The organism is Paenimyroides baculatum (genome assembly GCF_008629655.1).
Taxonomy (GTDB): domain Bacteria; phylum Bacteroidota; class Bacteroidia; order Flavobacteriales; family Flavobacteriaceae; genus Flavobacterium; species Flavobacterium baculatum.
Window position 1 is genome coordinate 175,793 of sequence record NZ_VWSG01000003.1, and the last position, 20,877, is coordinate 196,669.

The window sequence follows — 20,877 nt, forward strand, 5'->3', positions numbered from 1 at the left end:
AAAGCCCGACCCGAAAGGGTAACGCCCAAATAATTATAAAATGAAAGTTACCGAACATATACAGAATGCCGACGGAAAAGCATTGTTTTCGTTTGAAATTTTACCGCCTTTGAAAGGGCAAAATATTCAATGTATTTTTGACACGATTGATCCGTTAATGGAGTTTAATCCGCCGTTTATTGATGTTACTTATCATCGCGAAGAATACACGTACAAAGATGCTGGGAACGGTTTGTTGGAGAAAAAAATCGTAAAAAAACGTCCGGGAACGGTTGGAATTTGTGCTGCCATTCAGAACAAATATAAAGTTGATGCCGTACCGCATATTTTGTGTGGCGGTTTTACGAAAGAAGATACCGAGAATTTTTTGATTGATTTGGATTTTTTAGGAATTGATAATGTAGTTGCTTTGCGTGGCGATGCGGTTAAAAGTGAAATTTATTTTAAGGCTGAAAAAAACGGGCACAGATATGCATCGGAACTGGTTACGCAGATTTCGGAACTGAACAATGGTATTTATTTAGATGATGAATTAGAAAATTCGCACACAACCAATTTTTGCATTGGTGTTGGTGCGTATCCGGAAAAACACATGGAAGCTCCGAATTTTGACAGTGATCTACAGTTTTTAAAACAAAAAATTGATAAAGGTGCCGATTATATTGTTACGCAGATGTTTTTTGATAATGCCAAGTTTTTTGATTTTGTGGATAAATGCAGAAAAGCAGGTATTGAGGTTCCGATTATTCCCGGTTTGAAACCGTTAACAAGTAAAGGTCAGTTAAATATGATTCCGCATCGTTTTAAAGTGGATTTACCTGATGCTTTGGTTATTGAAATTTTAAAAGCAAAAGATAACGATGCTGTAAAACAAATTGGGATTGAATGGTGCATTCAGCAAAGTAAAGAGATTATTGCAGCGGGAATTCCTATTGTACATTATTATTCTATGGGAAAATCGGATACTGTTAAAAGGGTAGCGAAAGAGGTTTTTTAGAGTTGAGGTAAGAAAAGATTCATTGTATAATTCAAAAACCATATATTTATAAAACATAAAACACAGATTTTAATCAATGGATATTGATCTAATTTTAAACAAGATACATTCGCTTCCGGAAGATTCTTTAAAAGTATTGAAAAGTTACATTACCGAAGTTTCGTACACCAAAGGTCGTATTTTGCTTGATACCAAAACGGTTGAAAAAAACATTTACTTTATAAAAAAAGGAATTGTAAGAGCTTTTGCACGTACTCCTGATAACGATATTACTTTTTGGATTGGTCGTGAAGGCGAAACTATTTTATCTATGAAAAGTTATGTTGCCCATGAAAAAGGGTATGAAACCATTGAACTTTTAGAAGATGGAGATCTGTATCAGCTTAATACAGTCGATCTAAATTTGCTTTACGAAAAAGACATTCATATTGCCAATTGGGGCAGAAAATTTGCAGAACAGGAATTACTTAAAACCGAAGAACGATTAATATCCCGACAATTTAAAACAGCATCAGAACACTACAAAACACTTTTGACAGAAAATCCCGATTTAATTCGACGTGTACAGTTGGGTTATATTGCATCGTATTTAGGCATTACTCAAGTAAGTTTAAGCAGGATTAGAGCCGAAATTAAATAACAACCTCTTTATAAATGCCCTGATTTCTTTTAAGATCAAATCCGATAATTATTGCTATATTTAAGAAAGTAAAATTCTTTTTAATAAATGGAAACAGTTATAGGAACAATTGCCGGTATACTAACATCTGTATCCATGATACCGCAACTAATTAAGGTGTTAAAAGAAAAAGATGTAGAAAACCTTTCGTGGGGAATGATCGCCGTTTTACTAATCGGTGTTTCGCTATGGGTAGTTTACGGAATTATGAAAAATGAATTGCCCATTATTCTCTCCAACGGATTTTCAGTTTTAGTAAATACAATTCTGCTGATCTATTACTTTAAATATAAAAATCAGTAGCATGAAAATGTTAGCAATCATACTGCTTTTTCAGTTTTTTTCGTTAACTTTAATACAGATTATAAAAAATTAAGACTATGAAAAAGTATTTTTTATTCAGCTGTACCATTCTAACTTCATTACTATTAACAAGTTGTAGTGCAGTAGAAACTATTTTTAAAGCCGGTATGTGGTGGGCTTTTATTTTGATATTTCTTGGAATTGGATTAGTCCTTTGGATTTTTTCTAAAATGAGAAATAAAAATTAAAATTATTACATTACCAAGATGCGGATTTTTCTATTTACAGATAACCGCATCTTTTCTTCCCTTATAAAAACATTCAGAACACCATTTTTTTAGTTTTAATTTGATAGTAAGCAAACCACAAAATGCAAATATTAAATTTTACAGACAAAGGTATTTACTGCATTCCGGGTAAGTTTTATATCGATCCTTGGAAACCCGTAGACTATGCGTTGATAACGCACGGTCATGCCGATCATGCGCGTTGGGGAATGAAAAAATACTTGTGTCATCACCTCACAGTTCCCATTCTTCACATTCGCATTGGTGCAGATATTCAAGTTCAGGGCATTGGCTACAACGAACCCATCAACATAAATGGTGTAAAAGTGTCGTTTCACCCGGCGGGTCATATTATTGGCTCGGCACAGATACGAATGGAATACAAAGGAAAAGTTGTAGTTGTCTCAGGCGATTATAAATTACAAAACGACGGACTTTCGACTGTTTTTGAACCTGTTAAATGCCACGAATTTGTTACCGAAAGTACTTTTGGATTGCCAATTTACAAATGGGCATCAACTGAAAAATTGAATGAATCCATGCAAAACTGGGTGCTTCACAATCAGGAAATTGGTAAGACATCTGTTTTTGTAGGATATTCTTTAGGCAAGGCACAACGTATTTTGAATGCTGTTAGTAGCATCGCTCCTATTTACACACATTATTCCATAACCAAATTGAATCAGGCGTATGAAAACGCAGGAATTCAACTGCCACATTATGAATCGCTCGATTTCAGAGAATCTGTTCAACATGTAAATAAAGGTATTGTCATTGTTCCGCCATCGCTTGTGGACACCAATGTTTTAAAGAAAATTCCGAATATGGTTTACGCAATTTGTTCTGGATGGATGCAGGTTCGCGGTGCAAGAAGGTGGCGCAGTGCCGATGCTGGTTTTGCAGTAAGCGATCATGCAGATTGGGACGACCTTTTAAAAGCCGTTAAAGAAACAAATGCAGAAAAAGTGTATGTTACCCACGGACAAACTGCCGTATTTGCCAAATATTTGAACGAAAACGGAATTGAAGGCGTTGAACTGCATACTGCTTTTGGAAATGACGAAGAAGACGAATCTACACCCGAAAGCCTATGAAAGCATTTTCACAACTGATCAATTCGTTAGACAGCACCAATAAAAATCTGCAAAAAATCGCGGCAATTGAACTGTTTATTAATACGGCAAGCAACGAAGATAAATTGTGGTTTCTATCGCTTTTCACAGGCAAACGCCCAAAACGAAGCGTGACCACCAAGCTTTTAAAACAGTGGGTTTTAGAGGAAACGCGTCTACCCGAATGGTTGTTTGCAGAAAGTTACGCGGCTGTTGGCGATTTAGGCGAAACCATTGCGTTGTTATTGCCCGATAACGAACATCCTTCTGAAAAATCACTTTCTGAATGGATGAACGAAATTCTTGCCTTAAAAGATAAATCCGAAGAAGAAAAAAGAACTTATGTTGTTAACAGTTGGAAAGCCCTAAACACAACCGAACGTTTTATTTTCAACAAGTTGTTGGGCGGAAGTTTTCGTTTGGGTGTGTCGGCAAAAACGGTTATTAATGCTTTTGCAAAACACTTTGATTTGGAAGCAGCTACCGTAACCCACAGTATTATGGGCGATTGGGATCGAAAAGAAGTCGATTTTGAAGGTTTGATAAAAGGAAATTATACCGAAATCAATAAAAGCAAGCCCTACCCTTTTTGCTTGGCGTATGCATTAGATAAAGATTTGATTGATTTAGGATCGATCGATGATTGGCAGATCGAATATAAATGGGACGGAATTCGTGCGCAAGTTATCAAGCGTGAAGGCGAATTTTTTATTTGGTCGCGTGGTGAAGAATTAATTACGGCTCAATTTCCCGAAATCGAAAAAGCGTTGATTGATTTTCCTGATGATTTTGTGATCGATGGTGAATTACTCGTTGTTAAAAATAATGAAGTGTATAATTTCAGCGAACTTCAAAAACGGTTAAACAGAAAAAATCTGCCTAAAAAAATGCTCGAAGAACTTCCGGTATCGCTTTATATTTATGATGTTTTAGAATGGAAAAGTGAAGATATTCGAACAAAACCACTTTCGTATCGAAGATCAATTTTAGAAGATCAATTTAATATTGATACAAATCAATCGTTGCATTTATCGCCCGTTATCAAAGAAATCGATTGGATAAAACTACCCGAAATTCGCAGCAATGCACGTTTAATAAACAGCGAAGGTTTAATGTTGAAAAACGTTACTTCGCCTTACCATACCGGAAGAAAACGGGGCGACTGGTGGAAATGGAAAACCGATCCTTTAACCATTGATGCTGTGCTTATTTACGCTCAAAAAGGCAGTGGTCGCCGTAGCGGTTATTATACCGATTATACGTTTGCCGTTAAAAGTGGTGACGCGCTGGTTAGCATTGCCAAGGCTTATTCGGGCTTAACAGATAAAGAAATTCAAGAAGTCAGCAAATTCGTAAACAAAAACGCAATAGAGAAATTTGGACCAGTACGAACGGTAAAACCCGAATTGGTTTTCGAAATTGCTTTTGAAGGAATTGGTTACAGTAGTCGACATAAATCTGGCGTTGCATTGCGTTTCCCAAGAATTTTGCGTTGGCGTAAAGACAAAACCGTTGCCGACATTGACACGATTGACGAAGTTAAAAAACTGATTACCTGATTATGAAGAATTTAAAAACATCCGAAGGTTATCAGATCATAAATAATTGGATGACCGCCGACCAAAAAGTTCCTTTTGAATTTCAAGAGCGAACCTGGAATTACTATCACAAAGGTTACAGCGGCATGGTGGTTGCACCAACGGGTTTTGGCAAAACATTTTCGGTTTTTCTTGGGGTGGTCATCAATTACATCAATCAGTACCAAAAAATGCAGTCGGGTTTAAAACTTTTGTGGGTTACCCCTATCCGATCGCTTGCAAAAGATCTGGCGCGCGCCATGCAGGAAGCCGTTGACAGCATAGGAATTGACTGGGTTGTTGAAGTTCGTAACGGCGATACCGATCCCAAACAAAAAGCAAGGCAAACCAAGCAAATGCCCGATGTGCTTATTGTAACGCCCGAAAGTCTGCATTTGTTGCTGGCACAAAAAAGTTGCGATAAATTCTTTAAAAATCTGCAATGTATCGCTGTTGACGAGTGGCACGAATTAATGGGAAACAAGCGCGGTGTATTGGTTGAACTGGCTTTAGGATATCTTAAAAATAACGTATCAAACCTTAAAATTTGGGGAATTACAGCTACAATTGGCAATATTGATGAGGCAATGGAAGTTTTGCTTCCTAACGTATCGAAAAAAATCAAAATTGTATCGAAAGAAAAAAAGCAGATCGAAATTATTCCGGTTTATCCCGATAAAGTTGATGTATTGCCGTGGGCTGGTCATTTGGGTGGAACGTTGGCAGATAAAGTTGCCGAAATTATTTCATCGAGCCGATCTACTTTGGTTTTTACAAATACACGAAGTCAGAGTGAACTATGGTATCAGTTGCTTTTAAATGCCGATCCCGATTTGGCGGGTCAGTTGGCACTGCATCACGGTTCTATAGATCATGCGTTACGACAATGGATTGAAAACGCGTTGAGCAGCGGTCAGTTAAAAGCGGTTGTTTGTACTTCGTCTTTAGATTTGGGTGTCGATTTTAAACCCGTTGATACCGTGGTACAAATTGGTTCAAGCAAAGGAATTGCCCGTTTTTTACAACGCGCCGGCAGAAGTGGGCATTCGCCTTACGAAACATCGAAAATTTATTTTGTTCCCACACATACTTTGGAATTGTTGGAAGTTGCCGCACTTAAAGATGCCTATAAAAATAAAGTCGTAGAAAAACGAGATCCCATGGTGCTTACTTATGATGTGCTTGTTCAGTTTATGGTTACCATTGCGTTGGGCGGAGGTTTTAAATCGAACGAACTTTTTCCGATCATTCAGCAAACACATGCTTTCAAGTATTTGCAGGAAGAAGATTGGAACTGGTGTTTAGCATTTATTTCCAAAGGCGGAAAACTAGGCGAAAATTATGAAGAATTTCATCGGGTTGATGTGAATGATGACGGAGTTTACGAAGTTAAAAAACGACGGATTGGCATGCTTCATCGTTTAAATATCGGCGTAATTGTTAGCGATGCCATGTTGCGGGTAAAATATACTTCGGGCGGATACATTGGCATGGTTGAAGAATATTTTTTGACAAAACTTAAAGTGGGCGATAAATTTATTTTGGCAGGAAGAGTTTTGGAATACGTACGTATGAAAGAATTAACCGTTTACGTTCGCAACAGTTCGGGCAAGGCAATTACCCCAAGTTGGTTAGGCGGCAGATTGCCTTTAAGTGCCGATTTAAGCCTGTTTTTACGTCAAAAATTATCAGAAGCTGCAACGAATCAATCAAAAAGTAAAGAAATTCAGTTTTTAAATCCGCTATTAAATTATCAACAAACTCATTCTGCACTGCCGTTACACAACGAACTTTTGGTTGAACAGTTTCACACGCGCGAAGGTTATCATTTGTTTATGTATCCGTTAGAAGGGCGTTTGGTGCACGAAGTTATGGCGACCGTTATTGCGTACAGAATCAGTAAGCGATTTCCGATTAGTTTTTCGATCGCAATGAACGATTATGGTTTTGAATTGTTTTCTGATCAGCCAATACCTGTCGATCTGGAATTTCTTACCGAATTATTTCAGTTAGATCATTTAATGGACGATGTGGTTGCAAGTATCAATGCTGCCGAAATGGCTTTGCATAAATTCCGAGATATTGCGGTTATTGCGGGCATGGTAATACAGACATTTCCGGGTAAACAGCGAAACAATAAATCGCTTCAGGCATCATCGAGCATCATTTTTAAAGTTTTGGAAGAATTTGAACCATCGCATCTTTTGGTTCGTCAGGCTTATAACGAAGTTTTTAATCAACAACTGCAGGAAGTCCGTTTGGTTGATGCCTTCAAACGCATTGCATCAAACAAAATTGTCCTTAAATTTACAGACCGATACACGCCGTTGAGCTTCCCGATAAAAGTAGATAGTTTAAGGCAATCGCTTTCTAGTGAAGACCTTACAACGCGCATTAATCGAATGATTGAACGAAATTTAAAGAAACGTAAAAAATGAATCTGATTGAACAACCAGTTTTTTTTGCCGGTAACGATTTGCTGTTGAACAACCAGCGAAGTATTTATTGGCAGGCACAAAACGCCTTGATTTTTTCGGATCTGCATTCGGGTAAAAGTGCGCATTTTAGAAAACACGGCATGGCAATCCCCTCTTATCTGCATTATAGCGATTTAGAGCGTTTGCAATTTTTAATTCAACATTATCAACCTAAACAAATCATTATTGTAGGCGATTTAATACATGCTGCCAACAACAAAGAAGTGATTGATTTAAAAAGAATAACCTCTACTTTTTCTTCTACAGATTTTCATTTGATAAAAGGAAACCACGACCGTATTTCAGAAAAATTAATCAAAGATTTAGGAATTGCTTCGGTAACAGAAAATTTAGTAATTGATACAATTCAGTTTGTGCATGAACCAAGTTTGAACGATAACTTACCAACCATTTCAGGACATATCCATCCTGGAATACAAATTCCTTTGTTAAAAAACAGTCGAAAAAAATTGCCATGTTTTGTATTACAATCCTCACAAATTATATTACCCGCTTTCAGCAAATTGACAGGTTTAGATACTACAAAAACCATCACAGATGCAACCTATTACAGTTTTCATGAAGAGGGATTTTTTAAGATAAAATATTAATTCAACACAGCTAAAAATTCTACACAGCTGTAAAACAAGTACTACAAATCTTTTCAATAACATCTTGTATTTTAGATGTTTGTTTTAATGGTATTTATTAAAATTGTTTTAAACATGAAAAGAGATTATATTGTATCGATCGAAAATCCTTGTGAAAAAATTGTGTGGGCTAACATGCAACAATCCGCAAGTGGGAAATTCTGTGATTTATGTTCCAAAAACGTAGTTGATTTCTCTGTACTTTCTGATGCGGAAATCATTAAGATCATAGAAAACCCTTCAAGAGATATTTGTGCTAAAATGTCCACTTTACAAACAAACCGATTGTTAAATAATCAATCAGAAAGAAAAAACTTCCACTTAAGCAAAACAATTACAACGTTGTTAGTTGTTGGATCTGTCAAGGGCACTTTCGCATCTGAACAAAATCTAACAAAACAAGATCAAATAGTTGTAAACAGCAACTTTTATTCTATTCAAAAATTTCCCGATAAAGCTGCAACAGATAGCTTAAAGAAAACTATTTCGGGTAGTATTATAAATGAAAATACAGACGAAACCTTAGACTATGAATATGTTTTTATAGAAGGCACCATTATTAGTGCTGTAACAGATACTTTAGGAAATTTTACGTTAAACGTACCCGATGATTTTACAGCGAATGAAATTGTTCTTGTGCTTAAAGCAACCGGTTGGGAAAGCGATACACGAGCTATTGTTTATAGAAAAGATTTACCAATAAGCAATCTTATCATTAAAAAAGAAAGTCCTATTGTGGGCGAATATATTATTAAAATTAAGAGAAAGTGGTGGCAGTTATGGAAAAAGAAATATTATTAATGATTGATTTTATAGTATGAAAAAAGTTATATTCCTTACTTGTTTATTGTTTTTCTCGCTACAAGTACTGGCACAAAAAACTCAAGAAGAACTTCTTATTGAATCTTTTCTAGAACTAAATTCAGTAGAAACAAGCGAAGATGAAAGTGAGTTAAATAGTGCTGTTCAAAAATTCGATACTCAATTAATTTATACGCTTGAGAATGATGAGATTAGATCTTTTAAAAATTTTGAAAATGGATTAGACAGTCTTTACACCGATTTTACCTTTAAAGAATCCGGAGATTACGAACTTTTTACTTTAAGAAACGGATTCGATCGCTGGAATTATATTCTGAAAGATAAAAAAGTAATCCTGAAAGAGTTGAAAACCTTTGATTATTATGATCAAATTCATCCATTAGACAACGATGAATTTCTATTGATAAAACGTATGGACGAAATGTCATTTACTTGTTGCGAGGTTTATATTTATCAAAGCAAAGCAAAGTTGACTGCCAGAAAAGCGCTATCGGTTTGTTCTTGGACTAATGTAGACAACAGCCGAACTGGAGAAAAAGACCCTGAAACAGGGCTTTACACAATTGAAGGCGGAATGGAATACCTAAAGCCTTTAGAAATACGGTTTGATACAAAGAGAAAAATAATCTCGTATAGCTTTTTAAGTCAAATTAATGGAAAAACGATCACTAGAAAAGCCAAATACAAAAACGGAACTTTTAAAATAAAAAGCTACGACGCCAGAACTTTTGATGAATAACTATTTTGAATTTAAAAACATAAACAAATGAAAATAAAAACATTACTTTTTTCCTTAATACTTCTACCGTTTTTAGGAAATGCACAAAATACAAACCTACGCAAAGCCATTTTAAAGAGTGACCTGATTGTTTCAATCAACGATTATCGGATGGATACCGTTCGCATTAACGATTATACTTCAAAGGTTTTCATTCATTTCGATAAAATCAAAAAGGGAAATTCTTGGATTTATAAAAACAATTTAGGTTCTGTAACAAAAAAATTATCACTTTGGAAATTGGTCGATGGCGAAGATTTTTATTCTTATTTAATTACAGATGGCGGCTTATGTGCAGGAAAAGTGCTTGAACATGGAAAAGTGTATTCTGATTTATTCTTTATTAAAAAAGAAAAAAGCGAATATAAAATCGTGTTGCATTTTCAAAGTTTAGAATGGGAACAATTGCAAAAAATGGAACAGCAAATTAAATCTCTGTCATCCATCGAAAAAATTAAAAACGAAAACGAACGCTACACAAAAACTTTAGATTGGTTTATAGAAAATGGATTGATGCCCGATAACGATTTTGTTGATTATTACAAAGAAAAACAATTGATAAAAGACAGTATCATTTACTCCGAAAGTCAATATGTAAAGGCTTTACAAGAGTTTCAAAACGGAAAAGAAGAACTTTTGCCAATGCTTCGTAGTAAATATTTTAATGAAGTAAAAACCTATTATCTGCAAAAAATGGAAGATATTCTGAAAATAGATAAACCCCAATGGAATGATTATTATGACTTTACCAACGCTTTTCAAAGTATTATTAATGATGAATTAGAGTACGATTCTACAGATTATCTTCTTTACAGTTCACTGACTTCAGATAAATTTGATGAGTATGATAAAAGAAGAATTATGAAGCACTTAATTGAAGTTTTTAAAGATTGGGAATTAGAAAACAACTAAACTATGCAACTATCAAAATTTAATACAAGATTAATTCAGATTTTTCTTATATTTTCCATTCTGTTTTTTTGCGGATTTGGGTACATGTTAATTACAAAAGAAGTAATTCCTGCGCTAAAGAATAATGATTCTCCGCAATTTGAAAACACATCAGTTTCATACAGCATTTCGGAAATAAGAATCTATAAAAACGAACATTTCGTAGAAAACAGCCTTGACGTTTCGCATCAATACTGGTTTTCTGTGAATGCTGTTGATGATAAAATCAGCTATGCGTCTTCACAAAATTCTGAAAGTATTTTAAAAGCTCCGTTTGTATCAAAATTCGGGATAGACGAAACCCCGAAAATTCCGCAAGAGAAAAGCAATGGTCAGTTTTATTTGGCTTATGTAAAAAACGGCAAAGAATTATCGCGTTTTCCCGCTTTTAGTTTTACAGATTATCTTCCTAATGAAATAAAAAACAGTTCTTTTGGTAAACAAGTAGAAGTAAAACAAAACTCAACCGACGGAAAAATGATGGTGTATATGGTTTTAAATTTTGAATAGTAGCCATGGATAAATTAACACAAAAATTACTAAAAACTTTTCTTATTTCGGGAAATGCGTTTTTTGCACTTCTTGGAATTACATTCATTGCCGTTCAAATATGGCCTGTAATCTGGGACGAATGGAATGCGTACAAAAAAGGAGATGACCTAACTTCTGCAAAAATCACCAATATCAGAATATTAAAAAACGATTATTATAGTCAAACTTTTATTGATTCTCTTGAAGAAAAATCTTTGGATTTATGGCATGAAGAACGAGCCAAAAACGACATGCTTTCACCCAACGGAGCCGGAGATTATCATCTGGAAACGGCTAATGATGAGTATAAATTACAGTTCATCAATCAAAAAGACACCTTGGTTTATGCCGAGTTCGAGCGTAGTTTTAATCCCTACACAAATAAACCTTTAACATCTACAGGAAATAATTATTATTCTGAATTGCCTTTTCCAAAAGATATTATTAACGATAAATTGCAATTGGTTTTAAAGAAAAAAGACAGTGTATTTGCTATTTTTGAACCTTTTGTTTTACAAGAAAATTTAAAAATAGGCAAAGGTTTTGAAGGTAGAAAAAACAAAGAAATAAAACTAAAATCGACCAACGGAAAATTAATTGTTTATGTTGAATTTGAATTAAATAACCAATGAAAAAAATAGCATTATTAATCCTACTTTTTTGCTTCCAAAATATTTTTGCGCAAGTAGTACAAGACAGCTTAATAAAAATTGATGCTAATAACGTGTTATATAAACCTTTAGTTGTGGATAATACTATTTGGAAACATCCTGATATGAGTGGCGTTATGGACAGTATTCAAAAAAATGGAATGCTATATAAACTTTCTTATCGAACAGGTTTTGTAGAATTGACAAAGAAGAAAATAAAGGAAGACAAAAGTACTGAAGTCGATACGGTTTTTGTTGCCAATTTTTTTACCTTAAGCATGGCTAATGGTGGAGGCATTTATGGTAGTGGAAAAATGAAATTTATTAGTGATAATCTTTATTTCACAGTAGATGCAGGTCAAGGATTTGGTGGTAAAGTGCGGGGACTTTTCAAATGGAATCATCAAACAAATAAAGTTACCAATTTTATTTTTGCAGATGAATTTTATAATGATGAGAAAAAAAAATTAGAGAAAAAATTTAAACTAAAAACAAAGCAAATTACTACGTTCAACCCTGCAAATACTGTGCTTTTAGACCAACTTAAATATCATTTGGATTTATGGGAAGAAAGAGAAAAGACTAAAGAAAACACTTCTTTATATGATAGAAAAAGATATAAAAGTGAACTCAAAGAATATAATTTTTTAAAGAAACATTTGGAAGAACCTTATTATCTATATGATAAAAAAACTGAATACAGCCTTCAGGAAAAAAACATTTTCAAATCGGATAACCAGCACAAAGAAGACACGTTAATATTTTCAAATGATTATATGTATCGTGAAGTTGATACATTATTACTGGAAAATGCCGATGAACACATTAACAAAGTCCTGAACAAATTCGGAAAACATCAAAAATACAATGTAAAAGTTTTGGATTATTTTGTTACACACAGAACTGGTTTTAATGGAATTTATTTCTTCTATAAAGAAAATGAATCTGCAGAAGTTAAAGTTATTCGGTACGATATTCATTACAAAGCTTGGCTTATGAGTAATTATGCTGAAATTGAATCAAAAGAAAAACAATTATGGTTTAAAAGTTCTGAATAAGATTTTCAAATAATAAAACACAAACGATGAAAAAAATATCATTATTAATCCTATTTTTCTGTACTCAAAATTTTGTTTGGGCTCAAAAAAAACTCAATGCAGATGATTGGGTAAAAATACTTTCGGGAAAAATTGAAACGTATCAAGCGTACAACATCAAAACCATAAAACTGCATAACAACGGAAAAATCATCAAACAAATTGATTACAATTCTGCCACATACAAACTCACTGCAAATGGCGAAAAAGATACCGTAACTTATGTTTTTGATAGAGAAAACCGTTTGGTTAATGCCAATTTTCCTGAAACTTGCTACACTTTCAATTATCTTGGAAATAATAAAAAAGTAAATTATTTTCAGTTGAAAAGAAACGAAGACACGTTGCAACAAACGCGAACCATTAGTTATCCTTATCCCGAAAAACCAAAAATTGAATGGTTTGAAATGGTCTCAAAATCCAAAAAGAACGGCAAAATAATTTCTTCCTCTTCAGAAAAATACATCATCAATCCAAAAGACAGTTTGTGGAGCTATCACGAAAGCAAAGAGAACCAAAATTTTTCCCGAAAATATGACAATGGCGGAACTTCTCAATTAAAATATACTTCTGAAAAAAATTACTATTCTGATTCTATCTATGTACGTCCCAATGGAATTCGTTTTGCTAAAAACGAGATTGCAGAAGATGATAAACTGTACAGACATATTTATGTGGGCGATAGTTTGTACACCTATCATTTTAAATCAGGAATATTAAATCAGGAATATTAAATCGAAAAAGGGTAAGTTTTGGAAATTATCTGATGAATGAATCAAATTACAATCCAGAAACAGGAACGTTGTTGGAAACCTTTAGTCATACCTATTATCCAGAAAAAGAATATGGCGGATTAATTCTTTGGAAAACCGAGCATCAAAATTTTCAAACCAAAAAAACCAAAATAATTTATCCCAATAAAAAGAAATATAAACTTAAAGATACTATTTTGGTTGAACGAAAAAAGTTGAACTTGAGATTAAATCTTTTTAGAAAACGACAAAAACCTTTAGAATGTGGAACAGTGAGAGGATGTGGTGTTCACGCTTATGAGATTAGAAGAATCCTGCCTTATTATCTTTACAACATTGGTTCAACTTCTATTTTGGCAGATAATTATTTTTTAACTCGAAATTTTGATAGTTACATATTAGAATATAGTTTTCCAGATAACGATGTTCCACAAAATTGCATCCAAGCAGAATTATTTTTTGAAGATTTTAAAAAATCTACATTTTCCGACGTTTGTAAAACGGGGAAAGTTCCGCGAGATTTTCAAAATGAATTAATTAAAATTACAAAAAAATGGTACAGCAGAAAAGACACGTACAAAGGTTTTAAAGTAGAAATTATTACCCAAGACAACAAAAAATTTGAATGCAAACCAATCGAATATTTAGACCAAGTTCATTTACCAATTGATGTTTTCAGCTATCGTGGGGATTATTAATTTTAAATTAAATCATAATGAAAAAAATATCATTAATATTCGTGATTATATTTCTTGCAACTCAAACCAGTTTTGCACAAAAGCTTATTAAAGACATCGACTTTGATGGTAAAAAAGATACGGTATATTTAGACAATACAGAGTTTAGGATTATTTGCCAATTGTCAACACAAAATTTCAAAAAAATTAAAAGTAAGCAAATCGAAATATTAAATGAAATGTCAGGAATTGTAGAGGCTAAAAATGGATTTGCTTTTTTTAATGATTGGATGCGTGCAGGATACAAAAATCAGTTTCGTTACAATAAAAAAACAAAAAAAATACAATTAATAGGTATGAGTCGGTATGAGTTTGGAAATGTAGTAGGAAATGGAAGTGGAGAATCAAGCGTAAATCTTTTGACCAACGATTATATTGGTAATTGGAATTATTTTGATGACTTGGCTAATAATGAAGAAGGCGAATTAGTGAAAATTCCGACAATTAAAACAAAAATGAAATTTAAAGGAATTAATCTGGAAAATTTTGAGGAAAACACCTATTTCGGTTTCGCAGATAGATGTTCAGAGCTATACTATCAACAGAAAGAAAAAATGCAGAAAAAAAGAAATTAAAATATGAAAAAAGTATGCTTATTGTTAACAGTATTATTTTGTATAACAACTGTTTCAGCACAGAAAAAACCGGTAAAAAAATCAAAACCAAAAACAGTTCTACATAAAATACCGCCACCGCCAAAAGTTGAAAAAGCAGATTCTGAAATAATTTATTTAGACAATGTGCCCGATATTAGCAATGCACCACCACCAATGATGTATGAATCGCCCGAAGTGAGAAAGTTTGATAGCGAACGCATCTGTACCAATTGTGACACTGTTGTTTTAGAAGCCGGCAAACCGCATATTGTTGTGTATGATGTAAAATATATGGCGGACAGTCAAAGTAAAACCTATCATGAACAACCTACAGAAAATGAATTTCAAAACAGTTATTTCGGTTTTGGCGAACTCGTAAAACGCGAATGGGACGAATTGTGTAGAAATTTTTCTGAAAACGATGTAATGCATCATCAAGTGTATAGAAACACGTTTATAAAAATTCAAAATTCAACCCAAGAAACCATTAATTTGTTAGATCGTCAGGATCGACATGAAGGCTATTTGTATTGGAGCGGAAAGACTACTAACAAGATATTTAACGATAAAAAAATGGTTCTTACTACCGAAAAAATATCTAAAATTCGGGGCGATGGAAAAACTTCGTCATATTATCAAGCCTTTAAGCAAGACAGTTTAATGGTAGAACGTAAAATGAAAACAAAATTTGCCAATGAAAATGTGCTAAAAAACATCAATACGCTTTTATTAAAAGAAATTATAGATGATTATGCGTTGCCTTTACAGTTTTTGAATATTAAAAACGTAAAAAGCATTACATTAAATACTGGTTCAGACACAAAAATCACCTTTACTTTTAATACTTTAGGGCAATTAACCGATTTTAAAGGTCATGATAATGACGATATTAAAGTTAATTATGAAAACAATTTACCCATAAGTATAACTGATGAAGGCAGACCAGACAAAAATTTTTATTTTCAAAACAATACCGTTACCATAAAAAACAGTTACGATATGGAAACTTATGAGCTTATGGGCAATCTGTTTCTTGTAAAAGATCGATTTGTAATTGATGAAAGAAATTATGAAAACAAGGATATAAACCCCAAAACAATCTATAAAATTACGTCAAAAAACAACGAAGCGTGTGAGGAAATAATTTATAAAGAATCTAATGACGTTTACACCACATGTTACAGCAACAATTTTTGGCAACTGCCTTTAACTATTACCAATAAGTTTCCAAAAGGAGAACGAATTTATAAATTCTATTTGAACGAAAATAACCAGTTAATTGCCGAGGGTAGCAACGAATATAAAACCGAACGAATTATCTATAAGATTGAAAACAACATTTTAAAATCGATCCAATTTTATCAGGAAAGAGATAACGTAGGTAAATATGGCGATGAAGTTTTGGTTGATTATGAATTTTATAAATAGCCTAAAAATGAAGAAACTATATACACTTATTTTTATAATGACCTTTCTTTTTCAGTATTGTAAACAAAAAAATAATCTTGAAAAATCAGTTTGGAAATTTTGTGGGGATGTTGGTACTTTTAGTGATGTTTTAGATTTTAGAAAAGATTATTCTTCTATAAAAAACGACAGCATTTATATTAATTGGTATAAAAAAGATTCGCTTATTGGTACAATCTACAAAATAGAATATTATTACGGCGAACGCAGATTATACATAAAAGATTTAAAAGGAAACGTTGGAAGGTATTGCGAACAATAAAAATGAAAATTATTGAAACCTAAATTAAGCATTATGTATAATTTTTGGAAAAAAAGTCTTTATGTAAATATGTTCTTTGTGTTGCTTTACTTCGCAATGATATATTGGGATATTTATGTGAAAAAGGTAATTCATCTATTGGCAATATTATTTTTTTGTCTCCACTAATATGCTGTCTCTTTTTAGTTGTACAAATTATTGTTTTTATCATCAGAATATTCAAAAAAGAAAATAACAAATATTCTTTTAGGTCAATTATAATGACTTTGTTTTTAATATTCATTCAATACGCAGTTCTTTTTATTATTACCGGCTCGGGTGGAGATATGTAAAATGATCTGATTTTAACAATTACAGGAAGACATAAATTATGAATAAAAAAACAATCTTAAGAATTTATCTTTTTATATCAGCTTTAATAATTCTTAACAGCTGTTTATATGCTTTTGCAAAAATGAGTTTTACAGGATATTGGAGCGATCGCATTTTATTCTGGATTTGGATTGCTGTAACACCTTTTATAATTATTTTATATTGGAAAAAACTCGTTACAAAGCTATATTTCGGCTTTTTGATTCTATGTTTAATTTTAAGCATTTTACCTATGGGAATTCTTTTTTTTGGAATAATACTTTCGGGAACTGGTAGCGGAAGATTAAATCATTTTAACCTTGAAAACAATATTCGTATACAAACTGTTGCATATGGTGTTATGGGCAGACCACGAGTTCAAATTGTAAAAGACGGTTTTTTGTTTGATAAAATTAAACTGGAAGATCAAGATGAAATTGAAAAGAATGACAGCACTTGGCTGGAAGTGCGTGATGCCATAAATGCCCAATTAGTCAAAGAAACCGACACAAGTATTACAGTAAAATATTTTTTTGAAAACGATACTTTACAAACTGTTCATGAATTTCAAGAAAAAACTTCGTTAAACTATTAAAATGAAAAAAATAATCGCCCTATTATTATCAATAATTACTATAATTATTTGTAGCTGGCTTATTCTTAAGAATATAGACTATTTAGATATTGCATCAAACAAAACCGATTGGTATACAATGGATTCAAAACGAAAAATAGATGAACGAATTGATATTGATTTTTTTGAGAAACAAATACTTAAAGATAGAATTTACCAAAGTAGAAACAACTCTAGAATACAATCTAATATGGCTTTTGAAACTCAAGTTTTTGCATTTATAATAATTATTGTTCAGTTAGTTTTATTGGTTTTTATAATTATGATGCCAAGCAAATTAAAAAATCTTGTCTAAACTTATCAATACAAATCGATGAACATTTTTAACAACAAATTACTTTTAGCAACCACCGTATTTTTATACGTGAATTTGGTGTTTTCACAACATAAAAATATTGACACCTTGCAATTGGTTATTCCAAAAGATTATTTAGAAGCTTTTACCTATAAAGTTGAAATAGCAGAATACAATGCTTATTTTTATAATGAAGTTATTTTGGCAAGTGGATCTTACAAAATTCGCAACAAAAGTCAAGAAGCAGATTTTATTATAGAAAACAACCTTATTTCGGGGACAGTTACAACCTATGAAAACTTTAAAAAAGGTCAGCACAAAGAAGGCGACAATTTTAAAACCGAGTATAAATTAAATAAATCTTTGGTTACAGAATACACAATGTTTGCCGATGATAAATTATTTTTAAAAGCTTATCGTAAAGACAATCAAATATTTGGAAAAGAATTTCACAAAACCGGAGAAGTACAAAATGAATCTCAATTATCTGTAGCTCCAGATAAAACGTATGGTTTATCGATTACAAAAAGTTATGACAGAGATGGAAAAATCTATCAAATAAATGATGAAATTACAGAAACTTACACTCAATTTTATCCGAACGGAAAGAAAAAAAGCGTAATGGGAAAAACTGAAACCACTTATTACGATGAAAACGAAGTAATTACAAGAAAAGCTAATTTTAAGGTACCTCCTTTTTACGATGATGAATTTGTAAACGGACGGCTCCATTCTCGTTCTTACAAAAATGACGAAAACGAAGAAGTAAAAGAATTTTTTAAAAACGGTGTATTAGAAAGAAAGGAAATCACAAAAATCATTAACGGAGAACAAATTACTTTCGTATATGACAAATCGGGGAAGTTAATCGACAAATATCCTTATCAAATTGAAAATCAAAAAATATTAGGAACCATTTCTGGAGGAAAAACAGTTGCAACTGCAGTAGAAAATCAAGCTCCGCTTACGGAAATAGCAATAGAAGCCGAAATTATTTCTGCAAATTTTTCGGGTGGAAATGAAGCTTATAGAAAATTTATAACTGATAATTTTGACACTTCTGCAACCGAAAGCGATGGCTTAATTAAACTTGAACTTGATTTAACTATTGATGCAGACGGAACCGCTTCTTTGGAAAACAAGCAACAAAAAATTTATTCAGATAAATATTTAGCAGATGAAATGAACCGTGTTTTAAAGAAATCACCAAAATGGAATCCTGCAACACAAAACGGAATTCCTGTAAAATCTTCAGTAAGATTTCCTGTAAAAATCAATATTCAATAATTAAGCTAATTAGTTTTAAGATGAAAGTAAAATTCGCAATCATTTTTTTAGCAATGATTCTTACTAAAGAAATCAAAGCACAAACCATTCAAGATATTTCAGGAGCTTACACTTTACGTGGCGGAAATCATTATTTAAAACACGATCAAACTTTTGTGATTATAGGTTATGCAACGCTTATTACGGGTAAATGGGAGCTTAAAGAAAAAGGTTTTGTACTGTTTACTCCCGATCGTCCCAAAGAAAAATTTACACTTTACGGCAGACACATTAAAAACATTGGCGACAGTGTAAAAATAATGCTCTCAAACGGATTTTATGATGATGAAACGCTGCTACATTTTGGCGAACTTCAAAAACCTGTTCCTGAGCTAAAAAGAATTTTCAAACCGGGTCACCGCCATATATCGTTTCCGTACGTTTATACCACAAAAGCAAATTCTAAATTTGTTTCTTTCAGCTATTTTTCTTACGGTGATAAAACTACTAAAACTCCGGAAATTTACACTTTTGCAAACACAGAAAACTATAACGATTTTATTGGATTTTATTTTGAAGATAAACATCAATACAAACCGTTTTACTATCAGTTTAAAAATGGAAAACTATATTACGATGAGGATTCTTTCAGTGAAAAAGAAGATTTGGAAGCTACTTTACAAGAAAATTCTAATGAATTATCAGATCTTATCAACAATTTAAATCATCTTGATTTTTCTCCACAACAACTATTTTATACCCCATTATACAACGAATTTAATGGTGATGAGGAAGAATTCAACTTGAATTTTGAGTTTAATAAAGATAAAAATGCCTGGATTAATAAGTTGAATTATGTTGACAACGAAGAAAATTCTAAAGATTACGATTACAATACCATCAACATTCTTTACGAATATCAACAATTAAATGATTTCACAAAACAGAAAAGCGCTATAAAAATTGATCAAAAACCTATCTTTATTTCAAATTATGAAGATTGATTTTCGTACCAAAGAAACCAAATTAATTACCTTTTATTTAATTATTTCTGCTTTAATGATTCTTAATCTTTGCCTTTTCGTTTCGGCTAGAATGAGTTTCGCTGGTTATTGGTCAGATCGTATTTTGTTTTGGATCTGGGTTTTTACTACTCCTTTTATTATCATTCTTTGCTGGAAGAAACTTTTTACAAAAATCTATTTCGGATTACTTGTGATGGGCTTAATTTTAAGTTTTCTACCTATGGCGGTTCCATTTTTCGCTATTTTCTTATCTGCTAGTGGTGAAGGAAGAATTAATCATTTTAATCTTGACAACAATATGCGTATACAAATTGTAAATTATGGAATTTTAGGCAGGCCTCGCGTACAAGTTGTTAAAGATAATTTCTTATTTGATCAGATAAAATATGAAGATCAAGATGAAATTCAAAAGAATGACAGCACCTTGTTTGAACTTCGCGATGCTAAAAATGTTATTTTAATCAACGAAACTGCCAACAGTATTACAGTAAAGTACGTCTTTGAAAACGATACACTAATACGACGCGTAAGTTTGCAGGAGAAAACTCATTTAGGATTAGATTAAATTTAAAATAATAAAA

At 32.5% G+C, this 20,877-nt stretch carries 24 protein-coding genes; all 24 read left to right on the plus strand.

The annotated features are described in order from the left end of the window. Positions 1-40: 40 nt before the first annotated feature. The 24 genes from metF (at position 41) to F0460_RS05460 (ending at position 20,861) form a co-directional block, all read left to right on the plus strand. A complete protein-coding gene (gene metF, locus F0460_RS05345; RefSeq protein WP_150011019.1) occupies positions 41-997 on the plus strand; it encodes a methylenetetrahydrofolate reductase [NAD(P)H] in 957 nt (318 codons plus the stop codon). 76 nt (positions 998-1,073) lie between these two features. After that, positions 1,074-1,637, plus strand: coding sequence for a Crp/Fnr family transcriptional regulator (locus F0460_RS05350; RefSeq protein ID WP_150011021.1), 564 nt, complete (start codon positions 1,074-1,076; stop codon positions 1,635-1,637). Positions 1,638-1,724: 87 nt separating this feature from the next. Next, positions 1,725-1,979, plus strand: coding sequence for a SemiSWEET transporter (locus F0460_RS05355; RefSeq protein WP_150011023.1), 255 nt, complete (start codon positions 1,725-1,727; stop codon positions 1,977-1,979). 77 nt (positions 1,980-2,056) lie between these two features. After that, positions 2,057-2,227: a phosphatidate cytidylyltransferase gene (locus tag F0460_RS05360; protein ID WP_091520241.1), complete on the plus strand. Its 171-nt coding sequence runs from the start codon at positions 2,057-2,059 to the stop codon at positions 2,225-2,227. 122 nt (positions 2,228-2,349) lie between these two features. Beyond that, positions 2,350-3,360, plus strand: coding sequence for a ligase-associated DNA damage response exonuclease (locus F0460_RS05365; RefSeq protein ID WP_150011025.1), 1,011 nt, complete (start codon positions 2,350-2,352; stop codon positions 3,358-3,360). Next, complete coding sequence (locus F0460_RS05370; protein ID WP_150011027.1) at positions 3,357-4,937, plus strand: ATP-dependent DNA ligase; 1,581 nt, start codon at positions 3,357-3,359, stop codon at positions 4,935-4,937. Before F0460_RS05365 ends, F0460_RS05370 begins: the two co-directional genes overlap by 4 nt. A 2-nt stretch (positions 4,938-4,939) precedes the next feature. Further along, the gene (locus F0460_RS05375) at positions 4,940-7,393 is read left to right on the plus strand and encodes a ligase-associated DNA damage response DEXH box helicase (RefSeq protein WP_150011029.1); all 2,454 of its coding nucleotides are present in this window, start codon (positions 4,940-4,942) and stop codon (positions 7,391-7,393) included. Beyond that, complete coding sequence (pdeM, locus tag F0460_RS05380) at positions 7,390-8,043, plus strand: ligase-associated DNA damage response endonuclease PdeM (protein ID WP_150011031.1); 654 nt, start codon at positions 7,390-7,392, stop codon at positions 8,041-8,043. The genes F0460_RS05375 and pdeM overlap by 4 nt, the downstream gene beginning before the upstream one ends. Before the next feature lie 114 nt (positions 8,044-8,157). Continuing rightward, complete coding sequence (locus F0460_RS05385; RefSeq protein ID WP_190304101.1) at positions 8,158-8,883, plus strand: carboxypeptidase-like regulatory domain-containing protein; 726 nt, start codon at positions 8,158-8,160, stop codon at positions 8,881-8,883. Between the two features lie 16 nt (positions 8,884-8,899). Continuing rightward, positions 8,900-9,643, plus strand: a complete 744-nt coding sequence (locus F0460_RS05390) for a hypothetical protein (protein WP_150011035.1) — start codon at positions 8,900-8,902, stop codon at positions 9,641-9,643. Positions 9,644-9,670: 27 nt separating this feature from the next. Then, positions 9,671-10,594 (plus strand): hypothetical protein, encoded by a 924-nt coding sequence (locus F0460_RS05395; protein ID WP_150011037.1) that lies wholly within the window; start codon positions 9,671-9,673, stop codon positions 10,592-10,594. Between the two features lie 3 nt (positions 10,595-10,597). Continuing rightward, positions 10,598-11,143 carry a hypothetical protein gene (locus F0460_RS05400; protein WP_150011039.1) on the plus strand — a complete coding sequence of 182 codons (546 nt, stop codon included), beginning with the start codon at positions 10,598-10,600 and terminating at the stop codon, positions 11,141-11,143. A 5-nt stretch (positions 11,144-11,148) separates the two neighbouring features. Beyond that, positions 11,149-11,796, plus strand: coding sequence for a hypothetical protein (locus F0460_RS05405; protein WP_150011041.1), 648 nt, complete (start codon positions 11,149-11,151; stop codon positions 11,794-11,796). Then, complete coding sequence (locus F0460_RS05410; protein WP_150011043.1) at positions 11,793-12,872, plus strand: hypothetical protein; 1,080 nt, start codon at positions 11,793-11,795, stop codon at positions 12,870-12,872. Before F0460_RS05405 ends, F0460_RS05410 begins: the two co-directional genes overlap by 4 nt. A gap of 26 nt (positions 12,873-12,898) precedes the next feature. Continuing rightward, positions 12,899-13,645, plus strand: coding sequence for a hypothetical protein (locus tag F0460_RS05415; protein WP_150011045.1), 747 nt, complete (start codon positions 12,899-12,901; stop codon positions 13,643-13,645). 32 nt (positions 13,646-13,677) lie between these two features. Next, positions 13,678-14,361 (plus strand): hypothetical protein, encoded by a 684-nt coding sequence (locus F0460_RS05420; protein ID WP_150011047.1) that lies wholly within the window; start codon positions 13,678-13,680, stop codon positions 14,359-14,361. A 17-nt stretch (positions 14,362-14,378) separates the two neighbouring features. Continuing rightward, complete coding sequence (locus tag F0460_RS05425; RefSeq protein WP_150011049.1) at positions 14,379-14,975, plus strand: hypothetical protein; 597 nt, start codon at positions 14,379-14,381, stop codon at positions 14,973-14,975. Between the two features lie 3 nt (positions 14,976-14,978). Beyond that, positions 14,979-16,424, plus strand: a complete 1,446-nt coding sequence (locus F0460_RS05430) for a hypothetical protein (protein ID WP_150011051.1) — start codon at positions 14,979-14,981, stop codon at positions 16,422-16,424. Positions 16,425-16,431: 7 nt separating this feature from the next. Next, positions 16,432-16,725 carry a hypothetical protein gene (locus tag F0460_RS05435; RefSeq protein WP_150011053.1) on the plus strand — a complete coding sequence of 98 codons (294 nt, stop codon included), beginning with the start codon at positions 16,432-16,434 and terminating at the stop codon, positions 16,723-16,725. Positions 16,726-17,179: 454 nt separating this feature from the next. Beyond that, on the plus strand, positions 17,180-17,671 hold the full coding sequence (locus F0460_RS05440; RefSeq protein WP_150011055.1) for a hypothetical protein: 492 nt from the start codon (positions 17,180-17,182) through the stop codon (positions 17,669-17,671). A 1-nt stretch (position 17,672) separates the two neighbouring features. Further along, entirely contained in the window at positions 17,673-18,005 is a 333-nt protein-coding gene (locus F0460_RS05445; RefSeq protein WP_150011057.1) for a hypothetical protein, read from the plus strand. 18 nt (positions 18,006-18,023) lie between these two features. Then, positions 18,024-19,292, plus strand: coding sequence for a hypothetical protein (locus F0460_RS05450; RefSeq protein WP_150011059.1), 1,269 nt, complete (start codon positions 18,024-18,026; stop codon positions 19,290-19,292). Between the two features lie 20 nt (positions 19,293-19,312). Then, a complete protein-coding gene (locus F0460_RS05455; protein ID WP_150011061.1) occupies positions 19,313-20,275 on the plus strand; it encodes a hypothetical protein in 963 nt (320 codons plus the stop codon). Continuing rightward, positions 20,265-20,861, plus strand: coding sequence for a hypothetical protein (locus F0460_RS05460; RefSeq protein WP_150011063.1), 597 nt, complete (start codon positions 20,265-20,267; stop codon positions 20,859-20,861). Before F0460_RS05455 ends, F0460_RS05460 begins: the two co-directional genes overlap by 11 nt. Positions 20,862-20,877: the final 16 nt, after the last annotated feature.